This window comes from Parendozoicomonas verongulae (genome assembly GCF_009711465.1).
Taxonomy (GTDB): Bacteria; Pseudomonadota; Gammaproteobacteria; order Pseudomonadales; family Endozoicomonadaceae; genus Sansalvadorimonas; species Sansalvadorimonas verongulae.
The window spans coordinates 6505-7270 of record NZ_SMME01000744.1 but is presented as its reverse complement, the minus strand read 5'-3'; the positions used below and the strand labels follow the sequence as shown (position 1 = coordinate 7270).

Below are 766 nucleotides of genomic sequence, written 5' to 3'. Positions count from 1 at the left end.
CAGTGAGCGATTCAGCGATAAGCACCGAAAGTCTCTTATCGTACAGGCCACAGGTACTGGCAAAACCCGTGTAGCTATAGCCCTCACCAAAAAACTTCTGGATGCCCGCTGGGCCAAACGAGTGCTGTTCCTGTGTGACCGCCGTGAGCTGCGCAAGCAGGCACGCAACGCTTTCAATGAGTTCGTGAACGACCCCATTTATGTGGTGGGTAAAACCGATAAGAAGTACATGACCAGCTCCCGCATCTTCATCGCCACCTACCCCGGTATGATGAAAATCATGGATCAGTACGATGTGGGGTACTTTGATCTGATTATTGCGGACGAATCCCACCGCTCTATCTACAACGTCTACGGTGACCTGTTCAAATACTTCGATGCCCTGCAGGTCGGTTTAACGGCCACCCCTGTGGATATGATCGGCCATACCACCTACGGCCTGTTTGGGTGTGAAGGGCGTATCCCCACCGCTGAGTACTCGCTGGAAGCCGCCATCAGCGGCGACTTTCTTACACCTTACGAAGTCATCACCCATACCACGCAGTTTCTGCGGGAAGGGATCAAAAAGGACAACCTGTCCGATGAGCAGATTGCCCAACTGGAAGAGCAGGGCATAGACCCTAACGAGCTGGACTTTGATGCCAAGTCCATCGACAAGGCCATTTTCAACCGTGATACCAATCGTGCCATTATCCGCAACCTGATGGAAAATGGCCTGAGGGACCGGGACGAACAGCTACCGGGAAAAAGTATCGTCTTTGCCCGC

1 protein-coding gene is annotated in these 766 nt (G+C 52.9%); it reads left to right on the top strand.

The genetic code is table 11. The features are described from left to right. Nucleotides 1-766 (top strand): DEAD/DEAH box helicase family protein (locus E1189_RS25240; RefSeq protein WP_230460173.1); only part of this gene is annotated, 766 nt, incomplete at both ends.